The organism is Methanocalculus sp. MC3 (assembly GCF_054767395.1).
Window position 1 is genome coordinate 352,876 of the sequence record NZ_BAABMP010000001.1, and the last position, 25,883, is coordinate 378,758.

Annotated in this window: 23 protein-coding genes, 1 tRNA gene and 1 rRNA gene; 13 read left to right on the plus strand and 12 right to left on the minus strand. The window is 52.8% G+C overall.

The window, feature by feature from the left end; all coding sequences use genetic code 11:
- Positions 1–39: 39 nt before the first annotated feature.
- The gene (locus tag ACYUBO_RS01810; RefSeq protein WP_300331005.1) at positions 40–327 is read left to right on the plus strand and encodes a DUF1894 domain-containing protein; all 288 of its coding nucleotides are present in this window, start codon (positions 40–42) and stop codon (positions 325–327) included.
- A gap of 1,275 nt (positions 328–1,602) precedes the next feature.
- On the opposite strand, the gene ACYUBO_RS01815 is transcribed toward ACYUBO_RS01810, so the two are convergent.
- The 4 genes from ACYUBO_RS01815 to ACYUBO_RS01830 form a co-directional block, all read right to left on the minus strand.
- Positions 1,603–1,842: a hypothetical protein gene (locus ACYUBO_RS01815; RefSeq protein WP_460371936.1), complete on the minus strand. Its 240-nt coding sequence runs from the start codon at positions 1,840–1,842 to the stop codon at positions 1,603–1,605.
- 86 nt (positions 1,843–1,928) lie between these two features.
- Positions 1,929–2,441 (minus strand): HEAT repeat domain-containing protein, encoded by a 513-nt coding sequence (locus ACYUBO_RS01820; RefSeq protein ID WP_460371937.1) that lies wholly within the window; start codon positions 2,439–2,441, stop codon positions 1,929–1,931.
- 214 nt (positions 2,442–2,655) lie between these two features.
- Positions 2,656–3,135 (minus strand): PIN domain-containing protein, encoded by a 480-nt coding sequence (locus tag ACYUBO_RS01825; RefSeq protein WP_460371939.1) that lies wholly within the window; start codon positions 3,133–3,135, stop codon positions 2,656–2,658.
- Between the two features lie 3 nt (positions 3,136–3,138).
- Positions 3,139–3,405, minus strand: coding sequence for a UPF0175 family protein (locus tag ACYUBO_RS01830; protein ID WP_300334486.1), 267 nt, complete (start codon positions 3,403–3,405; stop codon positions 3,139–3,141).
- Positions 3,406–3,624: 219 nt separating this feature from the next.
- Here ACYUBO_RS01830 and ACYUBO_RS01835 point away from each other — a divergent pair, with 219 nt between their 5' ends.
- A complete protein-coding gene (locus ACYUBO_RS01835; RefSeq protein WP_460371941.1) occupies positions 3,625–4,797 on the plus strand; it encodes a deoxyguanosinetriphosphate triphosphohydrolase family protein in 1,173 nt (390 codons plus the stop codon).
- Here ACYUBO_RS01835 and ACYUBO_RS01840 read toward each other — a convergent pair.
- Complete coding sequence (locus ACYUBO_RS01840; RefSeq protein WP_460371943.1) at positions 4,794–6,125, minus strand: FAD-dependent oxidoreductase; 1,332 nt, start codon at positions 6,123–6,125, stop codon at positions 4,794–4,796. The genes ACYUBO_RS01835 and ACYUBO_RS01840 overlap by 4 nt on opposite strands.
- A gap of 11 nt (positions 6,126–6,136) precedes the next feature.
- Positions 6,137–7,102: a hypothetical protein gene (locus tag ACYUBO_RS01845; RefSeq protein WP_460371945.1), complete on the minus strand. Its 966-nt coding sequence runs from the start codon at positions 7,100–7,102 to the stop codon at positions 6,137–6,139.
- Positions 7,103–7,192: 90 nt separating this feature from the next.
- On the opposite strand from ACYUBO_RS01845, the gene ACYUBO_RS01850 reads away from it, so the two are divergent.
- Together ACYUBO_RS01850 and ACYUBO_RS01855 are read left to right on the plus strand one after the other, a co-directional pair.
- Positions 7,193–7,939, plus strand: coding sequence for a DUF128 domain-containing protein (locus tag ACYUBO_RS01850; RefSeq protein WP_300334350.1), 747 nt, complete (start codon positions 7,193–7,195; stop codon positions 7,937–7,939).
- 256 nt (positions 7,940–8,195) lie between these two features.
- On the plus strand, positions 8,196–8,900 hold the full coding sequence (locus ACYUBO_RS01855) for a glucose-6-phosphate isomerase family protein (RefSeq protein WP_460371947.1): 705 nt from the start codon (positions 8,196–8,198) through the stop codon (positions 8,898–8,900).
- Here the strand turns inward: ACYUBO_RS01855 and ACYUBO_RS01860 are convergent.
- Positions 8,866–9,624 carry an NAD+ synthase gene (locus ACYUBO_RS01860; protein ID WP_300333911.1) on the minus strand — a complete coding sequence of 253 codons (759 nt, stop codon included), beginning with the start codon at positions 9,622–9,624 and terminating at the stop codon, positions 8,866–8,868. The two genes, ACYUBO_RS01855 and ACYUBO_RS01860, sit on opposite strands and share 35 nt — an antisense overlap.
- 29 nt (positions 9,625–9,653) lie before the next feature.
- Positions 9,654–10,394, minus strand: coding sequence for a PP-loop family protein (locus tag ACYUBO_RS01865; protein ID WP_300333913.1), 741 nt, complete (start codon positions 10,392–10,394; stop codon positions 9,654–9,656).
- 177 nt (positions 10,395–10,571) lie between these two features.
- Between ACYUBO_RS01865 and ACYUBO_RS01870 the strand changes: the two genes are divergently transcribed.
- From ACYUBO_RS01870 to cofC, 4 genes are read left to right on the plus strand one after another with little or no spacing between them, the layout of a single operon-like run.
- On the plus strand, positions 10,572–11,429 hold the full coding sequence (locus ACYUBO_RS01870; RefSeq protein ID WP_460371950.1) for a serine/threonine-protein kinase RIO2: 858 nt from the start codon (positions 10,572–10,574) through the stop codon (positions 11,427–11,429).
- Positions 11,430–11,434: 5 nt separating this feature from the next.
- The gene (locus ACYUBO_RS01875) at positions 11,435–13,387 is read left to right on the plus strand and encodes a DUF460 domain-containing protein (RefSeq protein ID WP_460371952.1); all 1,953 of its coding nucleotides are present in this window, start codon (positions 11,435–11,437) and stop codon (positions 13,385–13,387) included.
- Positions 13,380–14,243 carry a thiamine-phosphate kinase gene (gene thiL, locus ACYUBO_RS01880; RefSeq protein ID WP_460371954.1) on the plus strand — a complete coding sequence of 288 codons (864 nt, stop codon included), beginning with the start codon at positions 13,380–13,382 and terminating at the stop codon, positions 14,241–14,243. The genes ACYUBO_RS01875 and thiL overlap by 8 nt, the downstream gene beginning before the upstream one ends.
- Before the next feature lie 46 nt (positions 14,244–14,289).
- A complete protein-coding gene (gene cofC, locus ACYUBO_RS01885) occupies positions 14,290–14,928 on the plus strand; it encodes a 2-phospho-L-lactate guanylyltransferase (protein ID WP_300330465.1) in 639 nt (212 codons plus the stop codon).
- Between the two features lie 5 nt (positions 14,929–14,933).
- Here cofC and cofE read toward each other — a convergent pair whose 3' ends face one another.
- From cofE to glyA, 4 genes are read right to left on the minus strand one after another with little or no spacing between them, the layout of a single operon-like run.
- Positions 14,934–15,698, minus strand: a complete 765-nt coding sequence (gene cofE, locus ACYUBO_RS01890) for a coenzyme F420-0:L-glutamate ligase (RefSeq protein WP_300330460.1) — start codon at positions 15,696–15,698, stop codon at positions 14,934–14,936.
- Entirely contained in the window at positions 15,695–16,504 is an 810-nt protein-coding gene (folP, locus tag ACYUBO_RS01895; protein WP_460371957.1) for a dihydropteroate synthase, read from the minus strand. Before folP ends, cofE begins: the two co-directional genes overlap by 4 nt.
- Entirely contained in the window at positions 16,486–17,331 is an 846-nt protein-coding gene (gene folD / locus ACYUBO_RS01900; RefSeq protein ID WP_460371959.1) for a bifunctional methylenetetrahydrofolate dehydrogenase/methenyltetrahydrofolate cyclohydrolase FolD, read from the minus strand. The genes folP and folD overlap by 19 nt, the downstream gene beginning before the upstream one ends.
- On the minus strand, positions 17,328–18,572 hold the full coding sequence (glyA, locus tag ACYUBO_RS01905) for a serine hydroxymethyltransferase (RefSeq protein WP_460371961.1): 1,245 nt from the start codon (positions 18,570–18,572) through the stop codon (positions 17,328–17,330). The genes folD and glyA overlap by 4 nt, the downstream gene beginning before the upstream one ends.
- 119 nt (positions 18,573–18,691) lie before the next feature.
- On the opposite strand from glyA, the gene ACYUBO_RS01910 reads away from it, so the two are divergent.
- The 5 genes from ACYUBO_RS01910 to ACYUBO_RS01930 all read left to right on the plus strand — a co-directional run bounded on the left by ACYUBO_RS01910 (position 18,692) and on the right by ACYUBO_RS01930 (position 25,832).
- Positions 18,692–19,315: a hypothetical protein gene (locus tag ACYUBO_RS01910; protein WP_460371963.1), complete on the plus strand. Its 624-nt coding sequence runs from the start codon at positions 18,692–18,694 to the stop codon at positions 19,313–19,315.
- A 22-nt stretch (positions 19,316–19,337) separates the two neighbouring features.
- Complete coding sequence (gene smc / locus ACYUBO_RS01915) at positions 19,338–22,781, plus strand: chromosome segregation protein SMC (protein ID WP_460371965.1); 3,444 nt, start codon at positions 19,338–19,340, stop codon at positions 22,779–22,781.
- Positions 22,774–23,523: a segregation/condensation protein A gene (locus tag ACYUBO_RS01920; protein ID WP_460371967.1), complete on the plus strand. Its 750-nt coding sequence runs from the start codon at positions 22,774–22,776 to the stop codon at positions 23,521–23,523. Before smc ends, ACYUBO_RS01920 begins: the two co-directional genes overlap by 8 nt.
- 700 nt (positions 23,524–24,223) lie before the next feature.
- Positions 24,224–25,690: ribosomal RNA gene (locus ACYUBO_RS01925) — 16S ribosomal RNA — on the plus strand.
- A 69-nt stretch (positions 25,691–25,759) separates the two neighbouring features.
- Positions 25,760–25,832, plus strand: a tRNA-Ala gene (locus tag ACYUBO_RS01930).
- The last annotated feature ends 51 nt before the right edge of the window (positions 25,833–25,883 follow it).

The window sequence follows — 25,883 nt, forward strand, 5'->3', positions numbered from 1 at the left end:
CTATCGAGCAGAAAGAACATTTCAGGGGGGTATTCTATCATGAGCTGTGTACAGAACCTTGGATATGAGGTGATCCTGGAATACACCTCCTTCAGGGAGAGCCGGGAATATATTGAGAAGCACTATACCGAGGTATACTATGTCGATCCCGGATTCCTCCTCTTTGAGAAACGGATGATAGGGGTGCCTCCGATTGCAGTTGCCATTGAAGGAGCGGACACGGTGATCCTCCCTTATACAAAGCCCTGTTTTGGGACCTACCTTCTCCGGGTGCAGGATGAGGAAGGGGCGGCCTATGTCCGGGCGAATGCAAGACGGAAACCGTGAAATGTCCAATATACCTTCTAAGTGACTGGTTAGTACTTTCAAGACTGACTCTTCCTTTTCTTTTTATGACTCTTCTCTAAAATTCTGATCACCAGGTTTTTCCTGAATTCTTCGGAACGTGGGAAAAGATCCCGCTGCAGCAACCAAAATAATCAGGATTGATTAAAAGCAGTTGCGGCGCGGGTATCGGGGGGCGGGGTCAGCGAAAGAGACAGGCTGGCAGAGGTGATAAGCCCTTGCTCATCAGAGCAACCTGAAAGGCGATTCCGAAAGAATCGGGGCATATCTCCTCTGAAAGCCAGACGGAGCATCCCCGCCCCTCCCGCGCCAGCATTTGCGGCAACCGGCACGAACCTCCCTTGCGAAGCATGTGCGGACGGGAACGTGGGCGGTGGGGGGCTTCTGATATTCAATACGAGTAAGCCAAACAATAGCGAATTGAGACTATTCATGTATTATTATGACCTTTGGATAGTAATGACCTTCAGAAATATGGAGAAGAACCCTTTTTATCTCCTGCTCTGACCCCTCCCGGCTCCAGGGGGGGCACCGCCTGCCTCCTTTCGCCTGTCGGGGTGGGCGACCTGCGGTCACCACGCGGGGCTGATCGCCCCGCTATGAGGATTATGGCGCTATCGCGCCAGAATTGTTGTAATCCGCATCTTATTAGATGATGTGAGGGACGGTAACGCGCCCTGCCGTTCCCCTTCTCCGATGGATCAGCAACCGCCCGCATCGCCCATTTATCTCGCACCGGATACAGTCGTATTGTTGGGCTTACCCATTTCTTTCATTTCCCACCGGCGCCTGCGGGCGATGCCTGCTATCCTTCTGCCCCCCTCAGGAGAGGGTGGATCAAAGGGGGGTTGCCTTGGGTGCCGGATGTCACAGAACAGGTCTTGCGGGTTAGAACAAGGAATCTGTAAGAGCGGTCAATGATAGTCGGAATGCAGGATAAAATTAAAAATTCCCTCCGTTTATATATAAGAATCTTAAAACCGCTTATATCTTTGATGAGCCTGGTTTATGCTCATAGCGTTTATTATCTTAACCAATCGGGCTTCTGCATCAATCCAATAAAAAAGGGTGTGTTTCATAGAGATATGGAGACGGTACGTTTTCGGGTTGGATCCTTTCAGGAGTTTCTTATTGCATCTTTTATGAACTTGCAGAAGATATCTATCAAGACACAATTCGATAATATCTTTGATATGGGCTCTTTGTTTCTTTGGAAGCGTTGATATGTATTTCATTGCTTCGTCACTGAAAATAATATCATACATCCGAAAAGACCTCGTCAATCGAGTGATAACGGGTCTGTTTATCGATTTTCTTTAAATCAGTGATAATCTTCTCAACATCCCAATCATCATCGTTATCCGATACCATAAGAGCCTGATCTGCGATTTCTGAAATGAGGGAGTCGTAACTCTGATTGACTCTCCGCAATTTTGATAGTTTCAACCAGGTTTCATGGGAGATAGAGAGCGTTGTTCTGGCGCTATCAGATGCCATATACTATACTATATATTTGAGGCTTTTATGGTTTTGCACCTTACTCTTATCACCGAACCAACCCCGGGCACTGGGACACCGCTTCCTCACCCTTCCGTCCTTTCAGAGAGCACCTTGAGCGCCTCCCATGCGGCGTCCTGCACGATATCCTTCTCATCGTCGAGCAAGGGACGGATCTGTTCAGCAACAGCCGGATCGCCGATCTTCCCGAGTGCCTCAGCGGCAGCTGCCCGGACCTCAGCCCGTTCATCCCCGAGCAGTGTTAAGAGCGGAGGAATTGCACGGGGGTCCCGGATCTCGCCAAGTGCAAGAGCCACACCCCGGCGAACCCAGCGATCAGCACCCTCGAGGCAGCTGATTAGTGGCCCGACTGCAATTGGATCCCCGATGGCACCAAGCGACTTGATCACGACATAGACGACATCGCTCTCTGGATCGGAGAGGGATCGGATCAGGGCGGTGGCTGCATGCGGATGGTGGATCTTTCCAAGTTCTGTTGCCGCCTTCACGCGGTATGGGATGCTGACATGGGTGAGTTGTTCGACCAGTGTATTGATGCTCTTCCCATCCCGAAGCACCCTCCTCTGGAGAACCTCCATCTCATCTTCTTCCCTGATATCCAGATGCCATCCCCTCCCTATCAACTTCTACTTGCCCTGATCTGAGGTAAAAGTATCTGCTCACCCTTTCTTCCCGCTCCAATAATTTCACTTGAATTGCACCCTCTTTCCGGGTTGCACGTTATGGCCATCAGGCAAGGATCTGATAACTGATGCTACCTGCAGCCGAGAGACAGATTGTATGGATTGAGCCCTAATCTCTCTCTGACATCTTTACAATCCTTACATATTCTCTTTCACTCAGCCTGAATCCTGATGCCACTAAAAAATCAAGTTCTGTTTGAAAGTGAATCAGCCCATCTTCAGCAGCCATAAGGAGAATGCCTATTGTTCCGGTAATTGGAATCCCAAGTTCAGAAGCTGCATTTCTTCCATCCCTGTCATCAATGAGTAGAAGAGCCCCGAGTTCCTGTGCACAAATGATTGCCTCAGACTCTCCACGATCCAGGTTTAGTGACAGTGCATCAACTGCCTGTCTATTATGAACAGTTCTGAGATGAATCCATCGAGAATCTGCAACCTCCGCTGAACCATACAAAGTTCCCCCTCGAATGACGACTTCATTATATACTTCCTCTGGAATCACGATCTCTTCAAAGAAGTCTTTCAGAAGAGAGAGTTTCCTGATCTTCGAAAGTGCGATAAGAGGCGTGGAATTTGAGACAACAACCATGGATTACCGCTCCAGATGCTTTCGGAGGGTTTTTACATCTGACTCTGCATCCTCGGCTGAATAATCAACAGGTATGTTATTCTCATCCAGGAGCATGATCATCTCCCATTTGCTCTTCATTCCTGCAAACTCTGCCGCTTTACCGAGTGATAATCTTCCATCCCTATAGAAAGCAACTGCCAGCGTACGACGTAGGAATCTGTCGAGTTCATCTTCACGGACTTTGATTACGGAAAGAAATGTTTTTGGTATGGTAAAGGTTGCATCCATAGGATCATCACGTTGTGTATATTTTACCTGAGGTAATAAATTTTCTTCCTGTTTGATTGTAGTGTCCGATTATCACCCATATAGGATTATCTTTCCGTTTATCTTACCCGCAATCCCACAGAGGCACACATGAGGCTTATTGAGAAACTCTGGAGATATACTAACACTCTACCCCATCCGGCATCCTGATTATCACTGAGAACAGATCTCTTCCCATCAATGATCACCCCCGACGATCTCCTGGCCACGACCCATGCCTACATTGAGAAGCGTGAAGCCCTCTTCTCAAAGAATGCGACACGGAGCAGTGATGCCATCCGGAGATATGATCGGAAGAAGGAAGATATCCGCTCACCGTACTCCCGTGACGCGGATCGGATCCTCCATTCGCGGGCATATGCCCGCTATATCGACAAAACCCAGGTCTTCTCGCTCCTTGAAAACGATCATATCACCCACCGGGTTCTCCATGTCCAGCTCGTCTCAAAGATCTCCCGGACAGTCGGACGATCCCTCCATTTAAACGAGGATCTTCTTGAGGCGATTGCACTTGGCCATGACATCGGGCATATCCCGTTTGGCCACTTCGGGGAGAAATGCCTCTCTTCAATCTGTGAGGGGGAAGGGCTTGGATCATTTAAACATAATATTCAGGGCGTCCGTTTTCTGGATGAGATCGAGAACCTCGATCTCACCCATCAGGTTCTCGATGGCATCCTCTGCCATGATGGCGAATCAAATGCAACAACCCTCTCATCCATTTCGGTGCCTCCCGATCATGCATTTGAGTTGCTTGAAGATCGATGCAGGGCAGCATCTGCGGGATACGAGATGATCCCGTCCACCCCTGAAGGTTGTGTTGTCCGGTTCTCAGACACAATCGCCTATATTGCCCGTGATCTTCGTGATGCAACCGAAGTCGGGCTCATCGAAGGCTTTGGTGCACTTCCAGAAGATATCAGGTCTGTTCTTGGCGAAGATGAGACAGAGATCATCAACCGGCTCACCCTTGATCTGATGGCATCAAGTGCTGGCAGTGATGATGGAATTATTGGCTTCTCAGAAGAGATTGGGGATGCATTAATCCTCCTGAAACGGTTCAATTACGATCAGATCTACGAGCATCCAAAAACCCGGTCACAGGATCCGATCATCAGGAAGATGTTTGAGGTGGTCTTCTGCTCACTCAAAGACGATCTGGAAGATGAACAAAAGAGATCCAAAATATTTACGGACTTTCTCGATACCCCCTGGCTCTCAGAAAAGTACCGTGCCTCAATCTCCCCGGCAGGTGCGGTCCGCGACTTCATTGCAGGCATGACGGACCGCTACTTCGAACGCCTCTATCTCTCTCTTGTCCTTCCAAAGAAGCATGAGTCTTACCGGGACTAGTCGGGGTCCTCTTTCTGCTTCTTATTCAGATGTGCAGAAGCATACCGGATCGCAGGGTACATGCCACCTGCTGTCGGGTGCACCTCAAAGATATCGGCAAGCTCCCTGACAGATAATTCTTTCTCTGCCATGAATGCAAGGTACATCGCCATTGCCCCGGCATCAGGGGAAGCCTCGGCAAAACTGAGGATCCGTCCGGTTCCTTCATCAACCATCAGGCTGCTGATCCCTGTCCTCCTCTCGGGCAGGGACCAGAATGTTCCCGGTCCTGCCGGTCCGGGAAGTGTATAGGTGATCCCCTCGTCGCTGATTGGTTCAATCCAGGCATATTCATATCCAAGACTCATTGAACGGGGGAGGTACGAGAGATCAACAGGATGGTCGCGTCCTGTAGCAGCATCAGCTGCCGCAAATCCCTGAAGCCGTGCAACCGGTGTGAGCCCCGGCTCCCCGATCACATCACCACAGGCAAAGATCCCGGGGATGCTTGTTTCAAACCTGCTGTTGACGAGAATCTCTCCCTTCTTTCCCTTATCGACACCTTCGATCATCCCGCTGTTTGGCAGAAGGCCTGCGGCAATGAAGACACAATCACAATCGAGGTGAAACCCGCCTCCATCAACTCCTGTAGCAGTATCTACTCCTGCAATACCTGAGACGGATATTTCTTCATGAATAGTGACATCATGGAGATCCTTTTTGGCTGCTGCCTTCAGGCGGGGTGGAATCTGATGAAGGAATTCGCTTCTGCTGATGATATGGGTGTCTGTCCCGAATGAAGAGAATATATAGGCAAACTCAGCTGCCATCACCCCACCGCCGATGATAGCTATCCTCTCCGGCAGTTCTTTCATCTCTTTGATGGTGTGCGGGGTATATACGCCCGGAAGGGTGATCCCTGGGATGGCCGGAATATGGGGTCTTGAACCGGTTGCGATAATGATCCTGTCGGCGTCCTGCACCTCACCGTTCACAACCGCCTTCCCATCGATGACTGAAGCCTCTGCACCATAGATTACCTGTACTCCGGCATGCTTCGTTTCTTCATCAAGTATTGTGGCAATCGTCTGCTGTATGGAATGAATGCCCGCGATCAGCTCAGGAAACCTTACTTCAGGAATGCCACGGGTGATTCCTGACCTCTCACAGAGGGCAGCAGACTGGATCATTCTGGCACAATCATTCAGGCCGCAGACCAGCATGCAGCCATCATGCAGGCATTGTCCGCCAAGGCTTCGCTTTTCAATAAGGGTGACCTCTTCCCCGGCAATAGCAGCTCCCATAGCTGCCATCCGGCCCGCAGGACCTCCTCCGATTACCAGCATCATTTCTGTTCAGCCTAGAGGAGCTCTACTCCCTCATCCATTGGTTCTGCGAGGATCTCACCCGTGGTGGCATTCACCTCAACAATATTCCTTCCCCGGACCTGCCAGACCGGCACATGAACAAGCCAGACCTTCAGATTGATCTGCTCACGATTCGGCTTGAAGGTCTTCTCCTCTGAAAAGATCGCATCGCCACTCTCCGTCTTGATCCGGATCCTCTGGGAGAGCGCAGCTGTTAATGCCTGGAGGATCTGGGTCTCCGCATCCTTTGCGGGGATCGATGGCCTGACTACCTCCGCATTGTCCGGGATCTCAACTGAAATTACCTCCTCAGGGTCAATCTCCTGACGCAGGCCATTGATGGCGCTGATAGCACCTGTTCCCTCTCCATCAAAACAGATCTGTTTTCCCTTGAATGTAGCCTGTCCCATGCAGGAGTACTGGTATGCCCAGTGTGGGATCAGCCTGAGGCGCGCCTCTCCTTTCTGCCCGGAGATACGAGCTGCCTCCTGCTGGCCGACATGTACCGGGAGGCAGGCAATGGTACCAGGGGATGATGCCTGATGCCCAATCTGCCTCTCCTGCATAAGCCCTTCTCTTCTCTGCTGCTTTTGTACTGGTGGCTCTCCCGGCTGGATCCGATAGCGTCTCCCTTCAACCCGCGCCACAGCGGCTTCCCCGGCATATCTCCCAAGATCATCTGGCAGCCAGATTGAGGCTTCATGGGTGTTCAGTCTCTCGTTCCGGGTGAAGATTAGCTTTTTACAGGGTATCTTCTCACCATCCTCTTCAAGGATATATGGTTTATTATCAAAGATCCGTGCCTGCGTGGGATCATCGGTGCACATCACAAGAATACACTCTTTTCCTGAAACTGCAGAGAGATCGAAGGGATCGCCCTCTTCCTCTATATCATATCCTGCAGTTTCGAGGATCAGGGTAATCTCACGGATTGCACGCATCCGTACTGATTCATCCATACCCATACAGGTGTCCGTAAATAGAACAATATTTCGATTCACTTCACAGGCGGGCGAAGGGTTTTATTGAACCGGCTCGACTAGTACATAATGGATACCCCTCTGAAATTCATCCATAACCAGATCGTCGAATATTCTATGCAGGTAACGTATAACCCGCTGGAGAATGAGGGGACTGTTGTCTATAATCTCTTTTTAATCCCCAAATCCGAACGAGAATATGCGATCCAGATCATGAAGCGCGTGGCAGCAGCAGGTATTACGGTTGGTGATATGATCCGGTTTGTCGAACCGGGCGAGACTCTTGAGGGGTATACAATACCACAAGGAATGCTTGGGATATGTACTCTTTGTAGTATAACGCTGGATGGCATTCTTCTCAGGCGCGGAATTGTTACAAACCCTATCGGAGGCGGTATTATTGAGGTGGAGTCAAATCTTCCCCGGAGGTTCACGCATATGATCCTCTATGAAGCAACCACCTTCGACCCGCTTCAGGTGATGGCATCACAGAATCTCACTTCAGTAAACCGGGTGATGAAGGAAGGGAATGGAACTATCCTGGGTAATGTCCGTGAATGCCATATGGAGGCCGAGACGCTCCTTGCTGAAGTACTTGACGAATGTGTTGACAGCCATTTCTCCGGCATCCTTGAGGTCGGGATGCCCAATGCCTCCATCCTTGGCGTCTCTGTGAGCCCCCAGTACCTTGGTATCGTCGCCCTGGGGGGTACCAACCCCTTTGCGGCAATGAAAGAAGACGGTCATCCGGTAACCACCCTTGCGATTAAGGGTCTGATGGATTGCAGCCTGATGGAACCGATCTCACATTTCTGAGCATCGCCCTTTCTTTTGGTTCATACTAATATGCTAAATCTGCCTGCTAAATTCGTTCAACATTCAAGAGAAGAACAGTGACGCGCCCTTCCGCTCTGATTCAAACACTCGCAAGAGCCGCCCGAATCGCCGTTTGATCCCGGTTCATCAACAGGAGCTCCCTGAGGCCACCCAATCCCGCCAACTGCCCTGATGCCCCATCTCTTCTGACTCCCAATCCCGCTTTTTAAATATTCTTACATCGAAGAGAACACTGATGGATATCTGGAATGGCACCCTTCCTGAACCCGATGTCAGGACAGTGGATGATATGCGGATGGTGCTTGCTAATCCTTCCTGTGATGCTTCAGGTCCTCTCTACTATATGTATCGGGATCTGGCCATGAATGATGAGGATCGTGCGCTTCTTCGGGCAGGGCAGATCAGGTATGATATCACCATGATCACCGCCGGGTCTGTTTGTGGCGAGTTCATCAAGACAAAAGGGCACCATCATCCAGAGAACGCTTCCGGCGTTCCGTACCCGGAAGTCTACGAAGTCCTCTCCGGCAGGGGCCATTTCCTCCTCCAGGCAGCTGATCTAACAGACGTTGTCCTGCACCCGGCGGTCAAGGGTGACAAAGTCCTGATCCCCCCGGGCTTTGGGCACGTGACCATCAACCCCGGCAATGATCCACTGGTGATGGCAAATATCGTCTCAGATACCTTCTCAAGCGACTATGCCTTTTTTCAGGCATACCGGGGAGCAGCATACTATGAGACAGATGATGGCCGTTTTATCAAAAATCCTCTCTACACACGTGTTGCCGACCTTCGTGTTCTGGAGGCAGTCGACCACCCGGAGATAGGGATCGTCAGGAGACAGCCGCTCTACAGCCTTATCGGCGATCAGACGATTGCAGACCTGATGAACCGGCCCGAGCTGTTCACGGAGATCTGGGATCAGTGCCTGCGAGACTGAGCGCGGGCAGCCGCTTATGAGCACTCTTCTTTACCAGTGAAAATACCCGCTCCTGGATCTCATTTTCAGCTTTCCAGTGATTCCCTTCAAGGAATTCGAGTGCAGAATCAAGCTCTGCATATGAGATCCCAATCTCTTTCTCATCACTCTGGCCCTGCCAGAGACCGGCAGACGGCTCCTTCTTCATAATTGCATCAGGTATCCCCAGCTCTTCTCCCAGAAGATAGACTTCTTTTTTAAAAAGATGAAGAATTGGCTGGAGATCTGCTGCATTATCTCCCCATTTGGTACAGTATCCGATGAAATACTCTGTTTTATTTGAGGTGCCAATGACAAGACAATTCCTGAGATTTGCCTGGAAGTACAATATTGCCATCCGTGTCCGTGCCATCAGGTTACCAGTGAGGTGCGGCTTGTCGACAAAGCCGTCCATCCGGCGGTATGCCTCGATGATACCATCAATCGGGATGATCTGAAGTGCAACTGCAAGCCTGTCACAGAGTTCCCGGACATCCCTTTCATCTGCCGAAGGCGTAGTTGCAGAAGGGAGGAAGAATGCGAATACGCGCTCACTGCCGACAGCTGCTGTCGCCAGAGCGGCAACCACCGCTGAGTCGATCCCGCCTGATATTCCAAGAACCACTCCGTCTGCTCCCGAAGACCAGATCCCCTGCCTGATGAGGTTCTCGACCCGTGTCTTTTCACAGCCGATATCACACTGCATGATGATCAGGGATAGGTTGTACTCCGATACTACTGTTTGGTATCGGGTATGCAGGATCGAATCCTTTTGCCGATATGGTACACTGCATAGAGTGTTGAGGGGTGGCGTGCGGTATATGCTCCGAGAACTGCCTGGATATCCACGCCGCTTTCGTCTCTTTCCTCCCGCTCATCAAAAACCCAGTCAGAATGGAGGGCGGCATAGAGCCGGACCTCATGTGCCGGAATGGTTTCAAGAGGATAGATCCAGCGAATCTCCTCTGTTCCGGATTTGGATCCAAGAGATCTGATATCTCCCGATATAAATGCCCTGAAGACAGCTTCAGCCTCATCATCAAGGGTCTTTCCACTGGCAACAGCTCTGATCCCGGCACCTGATGCACATGCTGCAATATCCTCTTCTATTGTATGCTCAGGATTTCTCTTTTCGATCTGAAGGAAAACCCCCGCAGACGCAGCGATCTCTTCTGCACTTCTGCGAGCAACGCCTGCGCCATTATCGATATGAAGGGCATCCAGTTTGATATCACGTCTCTTCTCAGTGAGTTTCAGAAGGATCGAAAGGACAGTGGCGGATGCGTATCCTCCGCTCAGGGCAACGCAGATCCGATCCCCTGATCGGAGCCAACGGTTCCTGCGGATCTCCCGTTTTGCCTTTGCCTCCAGATCACGGATGAAGTGATCCCGGCAGAGTATCTGTCCTGAATAGCGCTGGCTGATGATTGCATCATTCCTGCACTTTGTACAGCGCAGATCGCCATCCCTGATCATAGCCTTCGATCACACCCTTATTAGATTGATGTATCTCATCACCAGTAAATACAATCGTATGGAATCTGCCTCCTAACCTGACAGGATCGAATGGGATTCGAAGATGCCCTGTCATCGGGAAGACAGGGCAGCAGGTATCATGATATTTTTCATCTCAGCAATCCAATAATAAGTACAATGCCACCCTCTGCCGATATAGTGCGGGATCTCCACAAGTACGAATACACGATCCTCTATGCAATAGAACGTCTCATGAAACGATACCGGTGGGTTCCTTTTGATGATCTGAAACGGATCACCCGCCTCTCGAAGAATGAACTTGAATATCGGCTGGGTGAACTGATGGAGAAAGATCTCATCAGCTACAATGCCGTCCCCTACCCCGGGTATGGACTCGTCTTTGCGGGATATGACTGCCTTGCCCTCCATACCCTTGCGGGTAGAAAAACGATCTCGGCACTTGGCTCCCTCATCGGGGTGGGGAAAGAGTCCGAGGTGTACGAAGCCCTTGGCCTTGGGGTGATCGTCCTCAAGTTCCACCGGGTTGGCCAGCACTCATTCCAGTCGGTCAGGTTGAAACGGGACTATATGACAGATAATTCCCACTGCCCCTGGATCTTTGCCTCTACCCTCTCTGCAGAGCAGGAGTACGAAGCATTGTTACGTCTCACCGGAAAGGTCAGGGTGCCTGTTCCAATTGACAGGAGCAGAAACACGATAGCCATCTCCTATATCCCTGGTGTGAACCTGAACCAGTGCACCCTGGCAGATCCCCGTCCCGTCTATGAGGAACTGATTAGCGAGATGCAGAAGACCTACTCGATGGGAATCATCCATGCTGATTTCTCCGAATACAATGTAATGGTGAATGAAGACCATTGCTGGATCATCGACTGGCCTCAGTGGGTTGAATGCTCCCACCCGAATGCAGATGAACTCCTCAGGCGGGATGTCGAGACGATCGTCACCTTCTTTAACCGGAAATACCGGATGGGTATTAATCCGGATGATGCACTCTCTGCTATCACCGGGTGATAGGTATGCGGGTCTATGGGATCGATATCGTAAGGGGTTCGGTTCGTTCCCAGTCAAGACGCCCTTCATTTGCACTATGCCGGATTGAAGATGGTGAGATCATCTCTGAGACCGAGGTTTCGCTCTTCCGCCTTCTCAGGATACTCGATGCAGAAGAGCCTGATCTACTTGCAGTTGACAGCCTTCAGGAAGTAGCAGCAGATACAAAAGAGGTTTATCTCTTCCTCCAGTCTCTCCCCCCGAAGACCGAGCTCGTCTGCGTCACCGGCGGCGGTGACCATCGTGAGAGCCTGGCACAGGTTGCAGGCAGGTACAACCTCACCTTCAACCGTTTTGATCCCTTTGCAGAGGCGAGGACATCTGCCCAGGTTGCCTCTCTTGGTGCCGGGAGCCGGGTTGTGGCATTTGCCGATGCATGCCTGATCACCGTCTCGCGAAGGCGTTCTCCCGGCAAAGGCGGCTGGAGCCAGAACCGCTATACGCGGAAGATCCATGGCGCGGTCAGGGCAAAAGGCCGGGAGATCGAGATGACCCTGATTGAAGCAGGCGTACCATATGATAAAAAGGATTTCCGGGCATTCGGCGGCAATTCGCGGGTGATATTCCATGTCAATGCCAAACGTTCAGAGGTTCCGATCTCAAACTCCCGCGGATCCGATGTGCAGGTTTCTGTCACCCGGCCCCGGCTTGAGCGGATCCGTTTTATTCCCCAGACCAGCAAGCCGGGATACCTGATTGCTGGAATTGATCCCGGAACCACAATGGCACTTGCACTTCTGAGCCTTGATGGAGATCTCATCCACCTCTCAAGCTCACGGGTCACCTCAGTTGCAGAAGCAATTGCAGGGATCACAACCTATGGGCGCCCGCTGATCATCGCATCTGATAAGAAAGAGATGCCGGGAACCGTGGAGAAGATCCGCAGGTCCTTTAACGCCGTCTCCTTCCTCCCCAAAAATGACATTCCGGTCTCCGAGAAGTACGAACTTGCCGCTGATGTCAATTATACAAACGATCATGAACGCGATGCCTATGCGGCTGCAATGCTGGCATACCGGCACTACAAGAACAAGTTTGCCAGCCTTTCGAAAAGACTGCCGCCGGGAATTGCACTCGATGAAGTCCGTGCCCGTGTCGTCCGCGGCCTCTCTCTCGAACAGGCACTCGCCGAGCTTTCAGGAGACGAACTTCAGAAAGCACCTGATGAAGCCGCTGCACCGGAAGCAGCAACACCTGAGCCGAAACAGTCCCGTGAACAGGATGAGATGATCCGCAAGCTCCGGGGGCTTGTCTCCGAACTCTATGAGGAATCACAGAAGAAAAATGAGGAGATCTCCCGACTCCATCGCCTCTTAAAGGCGGAGCGGTCAAAGAAGAAGGAGACGGTACAGCGTGATGCCGAGGTGATCCGTCTCCAGGGGATCATTGCCAATCAGAAGAGATATCTCCGAAAAGAGGAGAGAAGAAATAAAGGGATGCGGAAACAGCTTGAGCGGCTGAAGACCTATGCCGACCTGAAACAGGGAGAGGATCTTGTACCGCTGAAGGTGCTTGATGCCCTCTCCCGTGATGCGATCCGGAGGATGCGGTCTGAGATGGGGATGGCGGCTGATGACTGGATCTACCTCCTCAGAACTGATGGATGGGGCATGAATGCGATCCGTGAGCTTGCTGATGCCCCGATCGCGGGAGTGATCGTAACAGGTCAGTCTCCCCCCTCGCAGGATCTTGAGGCAGCATTCCGTGAGCTTGGGATTCCCCTCCTTTCGGGAGAGGGACTTCGTATCCGGGTTCAGGGATCATTTGGGGCATGCCCAAAAAGCATCCTTCTGGAGCGGCATGCCAGATGGCGGGAGGAGCAGGAGCAGTATGAACGAAGCAGGAAAGCAGAGTCGATCGAGGATCTCTTCAAGTCGTATCGTTCGATGCGGGAACAGGAGGTGAAGAAAGGTGGATGATCGAATGCTGCTGGATGGAATCCGGGGGATTGTTGGTGAGAAAGAGACTGAAGATGACTGTTCAGTCCTCGATCTCGGCGACCGCTTCCTCGTGATGACCACCGATATGCTCCATGAAACCACCGACTTTCCGAAAGGAATGACCGATTATGAGATCGGATGGATGGCAGCAGCTGTCACCCTCTCGGATATTGCCTCCATGGCAGCCTCTCCAGCCGATCTCCTGATGGCAGTCGGGCTGGATAATCCGGATCGCCTCTCCGGCATTACCCGGGGTGCCGACGCCTGCTGCCGGTCAGTCGGCGCACGGCTTGCAGGTGGCGATATCGATCGCCATACTGAACTGACGATCGTCTCAACTGCGATCGGTTTTGTGGATCATGGGAAGATCCTCAGGCGATCCGGTGCACAGCCCGGCGATCTCGTCTGTGTCACCGGTATGCCGGGGAGCGCAGAGGCGGGTCTTCGCGGAGATAAGCGGTTCTGGAAGAACCTGATCACTCCGGTGCCCCGTGTCATGGAAGGAAGAGCCTTCTCGAAAGGGGGGGCAACGGCAATGATGGATATCTCAGATGGCATTGCCCTCTCGCTTTCCGATCTCGGGCGGGCATCGAAAGTGGGCTTTTCGCTTGATCCCTCTCTCTTCCCGCTCTTACCGGATCTCCCCAAAGATAGGGCAGTTGATCTCTTCCTCTTCGGCGGCGGTGATTTCGAACTTATCGCAACAGTGCCGCCTGAAAGGTTCCCGGTTATGGGAGTGGATGCAACGGTTATCGGGGTTGTAACAGAGGATATGGCTATTCTTTCCGGGGTGACTCCCCTTCCGCATCGGGGGTATCTCCACCAATGGGAATGAGAGCCGGATCGATTGGTATTAATCCTTGATTGCTATACCCTGATCAATGTACTTCCATGCCCTGATTCCCTTCAAGCCGATCAACCCCAAGACCCGGCTCTCGTGTGTGATGGATCAGCAGGAGCGTGAAGGGTTTGCATATGCAATGCTTCAGGATGTTATATCTGCCGTGAACCGGACAGGGTGCTCGGCAACCCTCCTTTCGACTTCCCCCTATGCCTGCGAGAGTGCACTGGTTGCTGTCAGGGATGAAGGGCTCAACGAGGCGATTGATTGGGCGCTTCCGCAGTTCCACTGCCCGGCATTGATCATCATGGCTGATCTTCCGCTTGTGACCGCAAGAGCGCTCCAGCGGGTGCTCTCAACCGATGCAGATATGGCAATTGTCCCCGGCCGTGGGGGAGGGACGAATGTGATCTTTCTGAAACGCCCGCAGTGTTTCCATGCCCGGTACTATGGGTCGAGTTTTCAGAAGCACCTGGCAATGGCAGAAGAGTGCGGTTTTTCGGTGGATGTGATCGACTCGTTCCGCCTCTCGACCGATATCGATGAGAAGGAGGATCTCGTTGAGGTGCTGATCCATGGAAAGGGTCATGCACGGGAGTACCTGGAATTGCTTGGTTTTTCCGTGATGCATGAGAAGGGCAGGGTCGGGGTGGTAAGGGGCGATCCCTCCCGCACCTGATTCTTTCAACCTCTATTTCTGACAGCGCCCATAAAGAGGCATTCATCAGGGGCGATCGTCTCGATCCCTTCGCCCTCTCCAATCCCAATATCAAGACCACGGACAAGAACAACCGGGATGCATTCATCGGCCTCGCCCATCAAAAGCTCGGCTGCCGATGCAATACAATCCCCGACAGCACGCCTGGTCACCTCGAGCTCCCGACCAAAGAGATCCTTAGTGCCCCGGCAGTCGCCGACAGCTGACATACCCGAACACCCGATGGTAACGCCCGATACGCCAAGCCGCATTGCATGGGTTCTTGAATCGATGACGAGAACCGCCACTTTTCGTTTCGTTCTCTCAAAGATCTCCTTCCGTATCCGGTATGCCGAGGCATTCGGATCAAGGGGCAGGGGAATGATGGTGCCATCCGGGGCATTTGATCCGTCTACTCCGGCATTTGGCAGAAGTGTCCCATCTTTTAAACAGAGGAGAAATCCCGGTATTCCGCCGATCACCTCATCGGATTCGGAGATGACCACCTCGGCAACCCGTGGATCCATAGCATAGCGCTCTGCATATCGAAGGGCGTCGTCTGATGGTATCACATCGTCAAGCGTTATAACACGCCCTTCTGCTGTTGCGAGTGCAGACTCTGCTATGACGATGATATCGTTGTCGTGAATTTCTCCAGCTTCACCGACTGAACCCAGGATCCGCTCAACAATATCGTCTCCCGGCTGTATCAGCCCCGTTTTACATCCAAAGACAGAAAAGGAGATGCTCATCGTCTCCTCATCTCCCCGCAGACTTTAATCAGGTCAGCTGTTTCACGGATATCATGGGTTCTGATCATATCCGCTCCGGAATCGATCAGGAGGGCGGTTGCGGCGAGAGTCCCTGAAAGCCTCTCTTCGGCAGGCTTCCCCAGGAGATCGCCGATGAAACTCTTCCGTGATATCGCACCGAGGAGGGGTTTGCCAAATGTCGCAAACTCACTGAAACGGCGGCATATATCCCAGTCATCCTCAAAGGTGCGCTCCGGTACCCAGCGGCCAACCCCCGGATCGAGGATCAGGTCGCAGATTCCATGCTGTCTGCCCCGTTCAATGACAACAGCCAATGTCCGCATCGTTTCGCCAGTACCGCGTGCATCTCCGGGTGCATGCAAGGCTGCCATTGCGATCACCGGGAGGCCGCTCTCTGCGGCAATCATCGCATATCCCTCGTCGGCAAGTCCATGAATGTCATTTATTGCGTCGATATCATACCTGAGGGCAACCTGAAGGGCTTCGGCATGCATCGTATCGACCGAGATTGGAATCTCAAGCCCTTCAAGCTCTGAAAGACACTGTTTCAGCCGCTCACACTCTTCTGAGACGGGAATCTCGCGGCTTCCCGGTGCGGTGCTCCGTGCACCGATATCGATGATATCTGCACCACCCTCAATCATCCGCTCTGCAGCTGCCAGTACCCTGCCAGGGGGAACAAATGATCCTGAAAAAAAAGATTCGGGGCTTGTATTGATGACGCCCATCAGCCGGACCGGATTTTTTCCGCCGATTCCGGTTTTTCCTATAGAAATTGTCCGCATGACCTCATCGTTTCCGCGGCGAAGGTATTCTCCATCAGGGTGGCGATTGTCATCGGCCCAACACCACCCGGCACCGGTGTGATCGCTTTTGCTTTTGTCTCCACCATCGCAAAGTCCACATCGCCGCAGAGCTTTCCATTCTCATCATAATTTGTCCCGATATCGATGACGGTAGCACCCCAGCCAACCATATCGGCGGTGACAAAACGGGGCCGCCCGACAGCAGCCACCAGAATCTCTGCTCTCTGAGTGATAGATGCCAGATCTGTTGTCTTTGAATGGGCAATGGTGACGGTTGCATCGGCATTTGTCAGGAGCGCAGCCATCGGCCGGCCGACCTCAATGCTCCGTCCGATAACAACGGCATTCTTTCCGGCAGGATCGATTCCATATTCGGAGAGGAGCGTCATCACTCCAAGAGGGGTGCAGGGGGAGAATCGGGGGGATCCGGAGAAGAGCCGCCCAAGGTTTGTCGGGTGGAAGCCATCGACATCTTTCAGGGGATCCACCGCCTCGATTACCGCATGGGTATCGATCTGCTTTGGGAGCGGCAGCTGAACCAGGATCCCGCTGATCATCGGATCAAGATTCAGGCGGTGTACCGCATCCAGCACATCCTGGGTTGATGCCCCGGCATCAAGTTCAACGCCAATTGATCCGATGCCAACCCGTTCGCATGCCTTGTGTTTCATCTTTACATAGAGCTGCGAGGCCGGATCCTCCCCGACAAGAACGGTGGCAAGGCGGGGATATAGCCCTGACTCCTCAATCTTCTCTCTCAGAAGTGCCAGCCGCTTCTCCGAGGTCTTCTTTCCATCAAGGATCATACTGCATCAGGGTAAAGTGGGAAACTGCCTGAGAATTCAACAACCTCTTCTCTCACAGCTTTGATGGTATTGGCATCATTGATATTGTTTATGACACGGCCAATCCAGTCGCCGATCTGTTTCATCTCATCCTCTTTCATCCCGCGGGAGGTGACAGTCGGGGTTCCGACCCTGAGACCTGATGTGACAAACGGACTTCTCTTCTCGCGTGGTATGGTATTCTTATTCACGGTGATTCCTGCTTCCCCAAGTGCATTTTCAGCTTCAAGGCCGGTGATCCCGTGGTCTGAGAGATCGAGGAGGACGAGGTGGTTATCGGTTCCCCCGGAGCAGAGCCTGAGATTATTGTCGGCAAGCGCCTCTGCGAGTACACGGGCGTTCTTTACGACCTGTTTTGCATACTCCTTGTATGAAGGCTGGAGTGCCTCCTTGAAACAGACGGCTTTTGCGGCGATGATATGCATCAGCGGACCGCCCTGCATGCCGGGGAAGACTGACTTATCGATTCCCGGCCCATCCTCTTTTTTGCAGAGGATCGCACCACCGCGGGGACCGCGGAGCGTCTTATGGGTGGTTGTTGTGGTATAGTGGCAGACATCGATTGGGGAGTTGTGAATGCCGGCTGCAACAAGGCCTGCTATGTGAGCGATATCAGCCATGCAGATCGCGCCGACTTCATCGGCAATCTCACCAAATGCCTTGAAGTCTATCTCGCGTGGGTAGGCGGATGCGCCACAGACGATCATCTTCGGTTTTGTCTTCCGTGCCATCTCGGCGATTGCACCAAAGTCAAGTGTCTCACTCTCATAATCAACACCATAACTATGTACCTCATACAGCTTTCCGCTGATATTGACGGGTGAGCCATGGGAAAGGTGGCCGCCCTGGGTCAGGCTCTGGCTCATGATCACGTCGCCCGGCTGGATGGTTGCAAAGTATACTGCCTGGTTTGCCTGGCTCCCGGAATGAGGCTGGACATTTGCATGTTCTGCAGAAAAGAGCTCACAGAGGCGTTCGCGTGCAAGGTTCTCGACCTCGTCATGGAACTCGCATCCGCCATAGTAGCGCTTGCCCGGATACCCCTCGGCATATTTATTGCACATAATTGAACCGGTTGCCTCCATGACAGCCCGGCTTACCACGTTCTCAGATGCGATCAGTTCAAGCCCGAAGACCTGCCTATGGTGTTCTTTTTCGATAATACCGGCGACCTCTGGATCGTCGCGTTGAAGGAATGACATATAAATAGAAATGGCGGTAAAAAGGTAATATCCTTTCTTGTAATCAGTGAGGCAAACCATTATCATCAGTGAGTCAGATCGTACAGAAGAGGGGGAGTGCGCGGGAAATGGATGCACGTATGAAGTTTCTTGAACATGAGCTGGAAGAGAAGGAACGGGAGTTGAAGATGGTGAAGCGCGAGGAAGAACCGGTACATACCGCCACAGCAGATGAGGATGAGAGGATCACCGCACTCGAGCGGAAGGTCCATGAGCTGGATGCCCTGCTCAAAGGAGTGACTGCTGAGATGCTGGATCTCAAATCAGTCACACGGAAACTAACCCGGAATCTTGAGGATCAGGAGATGCGTGGCGGCGATACCGCTTCAGAAGCTCCGCTTCGGAAAGAACCGCGTTCCCGATCGAGGATTGTTCCTGAAGAGGAGCCGGTCCGGGTCCGTGAGCGGCAAGCCCCGCCACCACCACCGCTGGCAACTCCGGGTCCTGAGGCAGAACCTCCGGTGGATACATCGGATATGGAACTGATCATGCAGCCGGATGGCACTCTCAGGCCTGAGAAGCGAAACCGGAATGACTACATTGTGGCGAGCAGTGGCTATGCTCCTGCAACCAGAATGAAGAAGGGTAAGATTGAAAGCAAGATCTATGAGGCCCCCGATGTCGATCCGAAGAGCGGAGTGACGATCTCAAAAAAAGAGAAGGAAGATGATACCTCTCCAAGGACGATCCAGCGGAAAAAATAACCGATATTGAAGGTATGATCGTTTGCACATAACCCTGCTTGAGATCGACAACTTCAAATCATTCGGACGAAAGACGAAAATCCCCCTTGAAACGGGTTTTACAGTCGTCTCCGGGCCGAATGGTTCGGGGAAGAGCAACATCTTAGACAGTATTCTTTTTGCGCTTGGGATCACATCGGCCCGTGGACTCCGAGCTGAACGGCTGACCGATCTCATCAATACCGGCTCAAATAAAAATACCGCCGAGGTGCATGTCAGTTTTTCAGATGGTACCCGGATAACGCGCCGTATCAAGCGGACCGCAAACGGCTATTATTCATATAATTACTTAAATGGACGGCTCTGCAAACAGGGTGATGTCCTCTCTTTCCTTGCCGGACATGGGATCAAACCCCAGGGCTACAATATCGTGATGCAGGGTGATGTTGCCCGGATCATGGAGATGTCGGATATCGAGCGGAGAAAGATCGTTGATGAGATCGCCGGGGTCTCTGAATTCGATCAGAAGCGCGAGCAGTCGATGGCCGAGCTTGAAGTGGTGAGATGGAGGATCGAGCGGGAAGAGATCCTTCTCCACGAACTCATCGAGCGGCAGGAACTGCTTAAAGTCGAGCGGGAAGCGGCGCTTGCATTCCGCCGCCTTCAGGATGAGCTGGATTCCTTCATTGCAAAGAGAAACGTCGTGAAACTTCGTGAGAAGAAGCGGGAAGAGATAGAGATCACAGGGATGATTGCTGATACCGATCGTGCTCTCTCCAGAATAAATGATGATATCGCCCATGACGAGCATGAAAAGGCGTTTCTTCGCGACGAGATGAAGGGAATCGATGAGGAAATCCGCCAGAAGAGCGGACCTGAATATCTCCGTCTCCTCTCGCAGATTGAAGAGTCAAAAGGTGCTATACGGACTTCCGAACAGGGGATCCAGCGAAATACCCGCGATCGTGAAACAAACCTTGAGGCAATAAACCGCAAGTTTGCAGATATCAGGCGTTCGGAGGCAACAGTAAAGGAGAGGACCGAGAGTATAAGGAATCTCTCAATCGACCGGGCAAACCTCGGAATGGAGCTTTCAACCCTGAAAACGAAGATGGAGAAGGCTGAGACTGAACTGAGGGCCGCAAGCAAGGATTCCGAGGGTGCACAGGTCGAGATCTTCTCCTGTATGCAACAGCTTGAAGAACGAAAAGCAGAGCGCTCCCGTCTCCTCTCTGAAAAAGATACGGTTATTGAAAGGAGCAGGATAAGGGTCTCGGAACGTGAGCGGCTTGCTCCAAGGCTTCAGGCAGCACGCGATGAACGGAGCGAAAAGGAACGGGAGATCAGGGAGGCATCAGCCGATCTCGGGCAGATCCGTTCCGTTCAGAAGGCCCACGATCAGCAACTTTCTGCTGTCGAGAAGAAAGCGATGACTCTTCGGGGCTCGTATGAAGAGGTTCGGGCTGAGATCAGATCGCTTGAACAGAAACTGATGCAGCTGGAAGCACGGCAGCAGGCGCATGGTGAGGCAGGGGGCCGTGCTGTTGAGGCGGTCCTCGGGATGGACGGGGTGCACGGGACTATCGCACACCTTGGAAAAGCACCCCCCGAATATTCAACCGCACTCAATATTGCTGCCGGAGGGAGGCTCAACCATGTTGTCTGCCAGGACGACTCCATTGCAGCTGATGCGATCCGGTTCCTCAAGGAGCAGCGCCTCGGAAGGGCAACATTCCTTCCTCTTTCAAAACTGAGGGTGCCGCCCCCGCTTCCCCCGCTTTCAGGTGATGGTGTCATCGACTATGCAATCCGGCTGATCGAATTCGATCCCGCATATGAACGGGCATTCTCTCTTGTCTTTGGAACCTCGATCGTCGTTGATACGATGGAGCATGCACGAAAGCTTCTCGGCAGGCACCGGATGGTCACCCTTGAGGGTGATCTCCTCGAACGCACCGGGGCGATGACCGGCGGCTCGGTGAAACGTGATATTAAAGGGTTTGGTGCCGCCGTCGATCGGGATATGGTGGAACTCCGTGAGCGGCTTGCCGGACTCCGGCAGGAAGAAGAAGAACTTGCTGCATCGATTTCACGACAGAATACTGCGGTTGAAACACTCCGCTCAGACCGGCAGGAGGCAGAGCAGAAGGCGGCACGGCTTGAGCTGATCGTGGAGGAATACGGGAAGCGGATAGCACAGCTTGATACTGATATTGCAGGCCTCTCTGGCGCCCTCTCCGAACTTGAAGGCGGTGAAGCCGAGATAGCGGCCGAGATCGCTGCTCTGGAAGAGACCCTTGATGCGATCACCGATCAGATCGGCACCATCAATGCACGGGTGGATGAGATCAAAAAGCGGATGGAGGCATCCGAGGCGGTCAGGCTTGCAGAGATCATCTCTGATCTGAAACGATCCATCGAGGATCTCGAGCGGCGTCTCCGGAATAAAGAGGCAGATATTGCAGATCTCCAGCGCGAACGCCAGTACTTCTCAAAACGCATCGAAGAGATGACAAAAGAGAAGGAGGAGTTAGTTGGTTCAAATATCCGGCTTGAAACAGAAAACAAATCTTATGAAGAGGAGATAAAGGTCTCCCGCGAACGGATCCTTCAGCTTGAGGAGGAGCAGCGGACATTCTCGGATGAGATAGAGGCGCTCCGCCAGAAGAGGAGTGCACTTGATGAACAGGTTGCCGATATCGAGCGACAGCTTATCCGCCATTCCAATGAGAAAGAACGGCATACGATCCAGGCAGAAGCCCTGAAGGAGCGGGCGCAGTCTATCGCCGCTGAGATCGCCGCGCTCGCCCCGGAGACAGAAGAGATCGAATGCGAGCTTTCTCCTGAGGAGATCGAGGAGGGAATTGCGATCACCGAGCGGCAGATCAGAAAGATCGGGGCGGTCAATATGCTTGCGATTGAGGAGTATGATCGAGTCGTGGCACGGGTGGGGGAGCGGACTGAGAGGAAAGATATCCTCTCCCGTGAACGTTCCGATCTTATTGAGCGGATCGAAGGGTTTGAGCGGATGAAACGCGAGGCATTCCTCTCGACATTTGAGGCGATCGACTCGAACTTCAAGGAGATATATGGGCGCCTTGCGAGGGGCTGGGGTCGGCTCATCCTGGAAAATGAGGAGGATCCCTTTGCCGGTGGTTTGACGTTTGAGGTGCATCCACAGGATAAGGATGTCCGGAGATTGAATATGATGAGTGGTGGGGAGAAGTCTCTTGTGACACTTGCCCTGATCTTCTCGATCCAACGGCATATGCCTGCCCCCTTCTATGGCCTCGATGAGGTGGATATGCATCTTGACGGATCCAATGTTGAGGGGATCTCACAGATGATCAGAAGTCTCTCCGAGACCTCGCAGTTTATCGCCATCTCTCTTCGTAAACCGATGATTCAGGGTGCAGACCGTATCATCGGGGTGACCATACGGCCGGACAAGAGTACCCTTGTTACCGGTGTGAAGTGCAATGCCTGACGAATCGATCAATGAAGAGCCGATCGAGATCCTCGTCCGCATGGCAGAAAGCGGGGAGATCGATCCCTGGAATGTTGATATTGTTCTTTTAACAGACCGTTTCCTCGGTGAGCTTGAGAGGAGGCGCGAGCTCGATCTCCGCATCTCCGGCCGGACGCTTCTCTATGCCTCCATTCTTCTCAGGATGAAATCCGATGCACTGATCGAACGGGTGCCTGATCCGGATGTCGAAGAGGAAGGGGGAGAAGATTTTGGCGAGGAGCTCTTCTTTGACGGGAATCAGGATGGGGAGGGGATCGAGTCGCATCTCGGTCCGATCGAGGTGCTTGAACGGGAAATCCAGCGGCGGATCAAGCGGAAGGAGTACCGGACACGGCCTGTCACCCTTTATGAACTGATCACCCAGTTGAAACTGGCAGAGAAGGAGGAGCGAAGGCGGCAGAGGCGGCGGCATCTGGCTGATGATGATGACCTCTTTGTGATCGCCGAGGATGTCGTCGAGATCGCCCATGAGGAGGCTTTTGAGGAGGCTTCATCCACGATCTATGCGACGCTCCTTCTCCTCGATCCCGATGGATGTACTCCGGTCCCTCTCTCCCTGATTGCATCTGAGATCGGGTGCCACCTGTATGATGTCTATATTCCCACGCTCTTTCTGATGCTTGAGGATCGCGTCGATCTCATCCAGGAGGACTTTTACGGGGAGATCCTGGTTGCACGGGTTCCGGTTCCCGCCCTTTGAGCGGGATGGTTTGATTGTGTTCCCGGATGCGCGGAGCTGCGTTTGTGATGGCGATGGTGGTCTGTTCATCTGGATCCTCTCTGCGCGATCCCCTCCCTGACTGGTATGTTCGGGAGCTATCTCCCCGGTTTGTGGTATTCCGGGGGTCGGGCATCGGTCTGAATGCCTGTTTTATGGTGATCAAAAGGGAGGGTATAAATGGGACTTCTGCGTATCTAATTAGGTCGCAGGGCAACGGGGTGCAACGAATCCGGGAACAATTCTCCCAACGATTCGCTTTACCCGGCCACCTTGCCGGGAAACCGGTCTGGTGGTGACATGCCCGTGTGGGGACAGCTGCTTTGGATATGGCAGCAGTTCCCGGGATCCGGTATCTTTGATGCCGGGTCCCAGAGAGGATGGTTGCAGGGGTTGTTGCCGCTGAATGAGAACCTATATAACTCTTCAGAGACAATGATTGTAGCTTGCAACGAGACACAGATTCGGGGTCAAACCTGGTGTCTGTGAACGCAATCCGCAGTGTATAAATAGGAACACTGCGAATATGGTAACTCCAAGATTCTTTCAGTGGAGGACCAACGCACCCGGATTTGCCGGTGTTGGTTCTGACGTTGGTATTGGCAATGCGGACATTCATTGAATGACCGCTGATTCCGAAAAGTTACAGTCAGTCGAAAGACAAAGTGTGCTTATAAATTACATTCTGGTTGATCCTGCCAGAGGCTATTGCTATCAGGGTTTGACTAAGCCATGCGAGTCGAGAGGTGAAAGACCTCGGCATACTGCTCAGTAACACGTGGATAATCTGCCCTCAGGTGAGGAATAATCCCGGGAAACTGGGGCTAATGCCTCATAGGAGACGGGTGCTGGAATGCTCTGTCTCCGAAAGGTCCGCCGCCTGAGGATGAGTCTGCGTCCGATTAGGTTGTTGTTGGGGTAACGGCCCAACAAGCCTTTGATCGGTACGGGTTGTGGGAGCAAGAGCCCGGAGATGGATTCTGAGACATGAATCCAGGCCCTACGGGGCGCAGCAGGCGCGAAAACTTTACAATGCGAGCAATCGTGATAAGGAAACCCTGAGTGCCTGTCAATGCAGGCTGTTCTGGTGTCTAACACACACCAGGAGAAAGGGCGGGGCAAGACCGGTGCCAGCCGCCGCGGTAATACCGGCTGCTCGAGTGATAGCCACTTTTACTGGGCTTAAAGCGTTCGTAGCTTGGTCGTTAAGTCTCTGGGGAAATCTTTTGGCTCAACCAAAAGGCGTCTCAGGGAAACTGACGATCTTGGAACCGGGAGAGGTAAGACGTACTTCGGGGGTAGGAGTGAAATCTTGTAATCCCCGAGGGACGACCGATGGCGAAGGCATCTTACCAGAACGGCTTCGACAGTGAGGGACGAAAGCTGGGGGAGCAAACCGGATTAGATACCCGGGTAGTCCCAGCCGTAAACGATGTGCGTTAGGTGTGTCAGTGACCACGAGTCGCTGAGGTGCCGAAGGGAAACCGTGAAACGCACCGCCTGGGAAGTACGGTCGCAAGGCTGAAACTTAAAGGAATTGGCGGGGGAGCACCACAACGGGTGGAGCCTGCGGTTTAATTGGATTCAACGCCGGACAACTCACCGGATACGACAGCGGAATGATAGCCGGGCTGAAGACTCTGCTTGACTAGCTGAGAGGAGGTGCATGGCCGTCGTCAGTTCGTACTGTGAAGCATCCTGTTAAGTCAGGCAACGAGCGAGACCCACGCCAACAGTTGCCAGCATGATCTCCGGATTGATGGGGACACTGTTGGGACCGCCTCTGCTAAAGGGGAGGAAGGAATGGGCAACGGTAGGTCAGCATGCCCCGAATTATCCGGGCTACACGCGGGCTACAATGGATGGGACAATGGGTTTCGACACCGAAAGGTGAAGGTAATCTCCTAACCCCACCCGTAGTTCGGATTGCGGGCTGCAACTCGCCCGCATGAAGCTGGAATCCGTAGTAATCGCGTCTCACGATGGCGCGGTGAATATGTCCCTGCTCCTTGCACACACCGCCCGTCAAACCACCCGAGTGGGGTCTGGATGAGGCGGCAGTTTATGCTGCTGTCGAATCTAGGTTCCGCAAGGGGGGTTAAGTCGTAACAAGGTAGCCGTAGGGGAATCTGCGGCTGGATCACCTCCTAATGATCACTTTTCGAAATATCAGCGGTCGTTCAATGAACCGTATAATTGCCAATACCAACAGGAATTAGGGCTCATAGCTCAGTTGGAAGAGCGCGGCGTTTGCAACGCCGAGGCCAGGGGTTCAAATCCCCTTGGGTCCACTACCCTCACATCTGTTTACCAGAGACGTGAGGGTTCCAATGCACCCGGAG

Coding starts and splice junctions, on each gene's coding strand:
- ACYUBO_RS01810 (WP_300331005.1), top strand. CDS start 40: ATGAGCTGTGTACAGAACCTTGGATATGAGGTGATCCTGGAATACACC.
- ACYUBO_RS01815 (WP_460371936.1), bottom strand. CDS start 1,842: ATGGCATCTGATAGCGCCAGAACAACGCTCTCTATCTCCCATGAAACC.
- ACYUBO_RS01820 (WP_460371937.1), bottom strand. CDS start 2,441: ATGGAGGTTCTCCAGAGGAGGGTGCTTCGGGATGGGAAGAGCATCAAT.
- ACYUBO_RS01825 (WP_460371939.1), bottom strand. CDS start 3,135: ATGGTTGTTGTCTCAAATTCCACGCCTCTTATCGCACTTTCGAAGATC.
- ACYUBO_RS01830 (WP_300334486.1), bottom strand. CDS start 3,405: ATGGATGCAACCTTTACCATACCAAAAACATTTCTTTCCGTAATCAAA.
- ACYUBO_RS01835 (WP_460371941.1), top strand. CDS start 3,625: ATGATCACCCCCGACGATCTCCTGGCCACGACCCATGCCTACATTGAG.
- ACYUBO_RS01840 (WP_460371943.1), bottom strand. CDS start 6,125: ATGATGCTGGTAATCGGAGGAGGTCCTGCGGGCCGGATGGCAGCTATG.
- ACYUBO_RS01845 (WP_460371945.1), bottom strand. CDS start 7,102: ATGGATGAATCAGTACGGATGCGTGCAATCCGTGAGATTACCCTGATC.
- ACYUBO_RS01850 (WP_300334350.1), top strand. CDS start 7,193: ATGGATACCCCTCTGAAATTCATCCATAACCAGATCGTCGAATATTCT.
- ACYUBO_RS01855 (WP_460371947.1), top strand. CDS start 8,196: ATGGATATCTGGAATGGCACCCTTCCTGAACCCGATGTCAGGACAGTG.
- ACYUBO_RS01860 (WP_300333911.1), bottom strand. CDS start 9,624: ATGCAGTGTGATATCGGCTGTGAAAAGACACGGGTCGAGAACCTCATC.
- ACYUBO_RS01865 (WP_300333913.1), bottom strand. CDS start 10,394: ATGATCAGGGATGGCGATCTGCGCTGTACAAAGTGCAGGAATGATGCA.
- ACYUBO_RS01870 (WP_460371950.1), top strand. CDS start 10,572: ATGCCACCCTCTGCCGATATAGTGCGGGATCTCCACAAGTACGAATAC.
- ACYUBO_RS01875 (WP_460371952.1), top strand. CDS start 11,435: ATGCGGGTCTATGGGATCGATATCGTAAGGGGTTCGGTTCGTTCCCAG.
- cofC (WP_300330465.1), top strand. CDS start 14,290: ATGTACTTCCATGCCCTGATTCCCTTCAAGCCGATCAACCCCAAGACC.
- cofE (WP_300330460.1), bottom strand. CDS start 15,698: ATGAGCATCTCCTTTTCTGTCTTTGGATGTAAAACGGGGCTGATACAG.
- folP (WP_460371957.1), bottom strand. CDS start 16,504: ATGCGGACAATTTCTATAGGAAAAACCGGAATCGGCGGAAAAAATCCG.
- folD (WP_460371959.1), bottom strand. CDS start 17,331: ATGATCCTTGATGGAAAGAAGACCTCGGAGAAGCGGCTGGCACTTCTG.
- glyA (WP_460371961.1), bottom strand. CDS start 18,572: ATGTCATTCCTTCAACGCGACGATCCAGAGGTCGCCGGTATTATCGAA.
- ACYUBO_RS01910 (WP_460371963.1), top strand. CDS start 18,692: ATGAAGTTTCTTGAACATGAGCTGGAAGAGAAGGAACGGGAGTTGAAG.
- ACYUBO_RS01920 (WP_460371967.1), top strand. CDS start 22,774: ATGCCTGACGAATCGATCAATGAAGAGCCGATCGAGATCCTCGTCCGC.